Consider the following 3396-nt stretch of genomic DNA (forward strand, 5'->3'; position numbering starts at 1 on the left):
TGGCATTAGCTATCGTGAACTGCAGGAAATGCTGGCCGAACGGGGTGTGAATGTTGATCACACGACTATTTACCGTTGGGTTCAACGTTATACGAATCTAAAAATGGGAGCCTATAGCTCCCATTTTTATTGTTAAACGTTGAATCCTATATGTTTTCCTGTTGGAAGCTCTACATCAATACGGAGCTTCCCACCCATTGCCTCAACATACTTTTTCATGGTTGAAATCTTAAGATCATTGCCACGATTTTCTATTGCTGAAAGCGATGGCTGTTTTATTCCCAAAGTTTCAGCAAGCTCTTTTTGAGAAATTTCGAGTTCTTCACGAATAAGATGAAGCTGATTTTCTAGCAGTAATTCATCTGCCATTTTTTGAATACGGGCTTGGCTCTCTGGAGAGCGGCTAGCTAACAATTCTTGCAGAGTCTTAGCCATTAGATTTATCTCCTAGGGTGGTGAGATGAAGTTGGTATTGTTCATCTGCAATATCCAGCATGTCTTTATAAAAACGCTTTTTACCGCCTTTATCAGCAATACATAGAACAATAGCCTGTCGTAAGGGATCAAATGCGAAAAAAGCTCTTAAGGGTCTACCGCGATGTTGAACACGCAGTTCTTTCATATTGGTAAATTTAGACTCATACACAGTATCTACTAAAGGACGGCCTAAACTCGGTCCCTGCTGCTGTAGAACAACCAGGGCAGCTAGGACCTTCTCTTGTGTCGATTCATCTTGCTGTTCAAGCCACTGATTAAATAGATCTGTCGTAATGACTGTCCACATACCACAACCAAAATATAGATTATAGTCTATATTTTAGGGGCATTATGTTTGTTTTGCAAATGAGAAAGGATAGGCAATAAAAAAGCCCGACATCCTGTCGGGCTTTTCCATATTTGGCGCTTAGATCTGACTCCTGTCTGATCTCACGTTCCTTGTTGTTCATCTTATTCTTTTTATCTGGAGCATCCTGCTCTCTATGTCTTCATGATAGGAAATTTCCAGTATTGCGGATAGCAGCAAAGGGCCGAGATTGGTATGAGCCAGGGCTTACAAAATAGCCTAAATTTTATCCACAAAAAATGTGGATAATTTTGGACATTGAGGCATTGATAAAATTTGAAAAACCTCAAAACTGACTATTTTTTAGTCAAATTTATTGGTAAGAAGTATCAAAACCGCTCATAAAAAAGCCGACTTGTTTCAAAATCGGCTTTTTGGTCATTTTTGGATTTTTCTGTTTTCATTAAGTGCTTGATATTTATATTAATATACAATTGTACTTCGTATAATCGCCATTATGTTAAATGGAAGGAAGCAAAATAAGTTAACATTTTGCTTCCGGCCACATTAAGCTAGAGTTTTATTTAAATAAAGCTATTTAGTAATCATTAAATTAATTAAAATCTAAATCTAACACCAGCTCCATATAACCAACCTTTCTCAGAGTTTGATTCTATTTGCCACGACGTTTCATCATTACCTTTTGAATACTCATAGGCAATGTCGATATACGGCATGATCTTTTTACTGATTTCATAGCGAGTTTCAAACCCTGCGGTTGCACTGCTTAAACCAGTTTTTTTCGCATATTTAGAGTCATCACTAAAGATAGCATCCAACTCTAAATAAGGTTGAATAATCAACTTTTGCGTAATCAGAAAATCACGTTCCGTTTCTAGGCTAAAGCCCGCATAATTGTCTTCTCCCGCATAGAGATAAGCATCAGTTTCAAAGAAATATGGCGCCATACCATGTAAGCCAATCACCGCATCAACATTTTCTTCGGTGTCTTTGCGATGATCATTGAGTTCAACTTTTTCACTACGATAACGTGCACCAATCTGTGCATCCCAAAAGTCTGAAATCATACGGCTATATAAAAGTTTGGCATCATAATGTGCATCATGCGATTCTTCTTTATCGGCATGAATTTTAATAAAAACCTTATTTTCATCTGTGCCAATACGGGTTTCAAACTCTGACTTTAAATCACCTGTGCCATCTTCATTGACAAGCCACTTATTGTCCACTGTCGTAATCGCATAAATTTGCGCACCGTGTTCTGAGCGATGATCATAATGCGAACTCTGCTGAGCATTCGCATCTGGTACATGATGTAAATGATTAACCGTAGATGTTGCCTGATGTTGTGCCTGATTCATTTGGCTATGGTTCATTTGAGAGCGATCCATTTGCATCGGCTGATTTTGACTAGAAGATGTAGCAACTGTCATTTTTTCAGGCGCACTATGATCTTCACCATTATGTGCCAAACTCACTGCACTGACCATCAACAAAGAGCTTGCTAAAACAGTTTTAGAAAAAAGATTAATGGTGCGCATGTTGATCTCCTTTCTGTACTTTTTGATCTTGCTGTTTCTCTGTTGATTTGTGATGCATTGGCTGATGACCTGCATGTTGATGGTTCATCGGTGCTGAATGTGCAGCATGATTCATTTTCCCCATCATCTGCATGTGTTGTGCATGCTCTTGTGGAGAATGCTGTGAATGATCCATCTCAGACATCGCTTGATGATTCATTGATGGTACATTTTTTCCATCAGTCTGAGCAGTTGAATGATGCCCTTCGTGCGCCAAACTTAAGCTTGTTAAACTCAATACCGCAACAGAAAAAAACGCTTTAAATACAAAATTAGTGATGTGCATGTCCAGCTCCTTTTTGCTCAGTTACTTGGTGAGTTTGAGTCGAATTTGTACCTTGAATTGGCGTTGTAGACACTTGTTCATCGCTAACATTTGCCACGATCAACTTGTTCATCATTCCTGCACTCATGTGATACAACAAATGACAATGGATTGCCCATTCGCCCAACTCATCCGCAGTTAATAAAGCAGTCACTGTTTTACCCGGTGGTACAATCAATGTGTGTTTATTCGGCATATCTACCGACTCTTGACCATTCTCCAACTGCATAAACATGCCATGTAAATGCATGGGGTGCGCCATCATACTGTCATTAATAAATTTGATACGGATACGCTCGCCATACTTCACTTTTAATGGCTCAGCATCGCTGAATTTTTTACCGTTAATCGTCCAAATATAACGCTCCATAGTACCGCCCAAACGCACTACTAATTCACTGCTAGCTTCACGAGTATCTTTTTGCGGTTCTAAAGATTTTAAATCACTATATTGCAAGGCTTTATTGCCCGCAGGTGTAGATGCATTTGCCCAACCATAAACCACTTGATCATTTTCTTGTGGTTTTGCTGTGCCATGCTGTGAATGATCCATTTTCGAGTGATCCATGCCTTGCATATCGCCATGGTTCATTTTTGAATGATCCATTTTCGAGTGATCCATGCCTTGCATATCGCCATGGTTCATTTTTGAATGATCCATTTTCGAGTGATCCATGCCTTGCATA

General features: G+C 39.2%; 5 protein-coding genes and 1 pseudogene. 1 reads left to right on the forward strand and 5 read right to left on the reverse strand.

The annotated features are described in order from the left end of the window. A pseudogene (locus tag NI469_RS15510) lies at nt 1-91 on the forward strand (IS6 family transposase); the annotation flags it as partial. A 41-nt stretch (nt 92-132) separates the two neighbouring features. Here the strand turns inward: NI469_RS15510 and NI469_RS15515 are convergent. From NI469_RS15515 to NI469_RS15535, 5 genes are all read right to left on the reverse strand, one after another. After that, nucleotides 133-435 (reverse strand): helix-turn-helix domain-containing protein, encoded by a 303-nt coding sequence (locus NI469_RS15515; protein ID WP_001140620.1) that lies wholly within the window; start codon nt 433-435, stop codon nt 133-135. After that, on the reverse strand, nt 428-784 hold the full coding sequence (locus NI469_RS15520) for a type II toxin-antitoxin system RelE/ParE family toxin (protein ID WP_000269911.1): 357 nt from the start codon (nt 782-784) through the stop codon (nt 428-430). The genes NI469_RS15515 and NI469_RS15520 overlap by 8 nt, the downstream gene beginning before the upstream one ends. A gap of 617 nt (nt 785-1401) precedes the next feature. Next, nucleotides 1402-2346 carry a copper resistance protein B gene (locus NI469_RS15525; protein WP_004668309.1) on the reverse strand — a complete coding sequence of 315 codons (945 nt, stop codon included), beginning with the start codon at nt 2344-2346 and terminating at the stop codon, nt 1402-1404. Next, entirely contained in the window at nt 2333-2671 is a 339-nt protein-coding gene (locus NI469_RS15530) for a hypothetical protein (RefSeq protein ID WP_004897649.1), read from the reverse strand. The genes NI469_RS15525 and NI469_RS15530 overlap by 14 nt, the downstream gene beginning before the upstream one ends. Further along, the coding region (locus NI469_RS15535; protein WP_253139507.1) for a multicopper oxidase domain-containing protein at nt 2658-3396 on the reverse strand (739 nt) is incomplete at its 5' end. The genes NI469_RS15530 and NI469_RS15535, both read right to left, overlap by 14 nt.

The organism is Acinetobacter lwoffii, assembly GCF_024129735.1.
GTDB lineage: Bacteria > Pseudomonadota > Gammaproteobacteria > Pseudomonadales > Moraxellaceae > Acinetobacter > Acinetobacter lwoffii_H.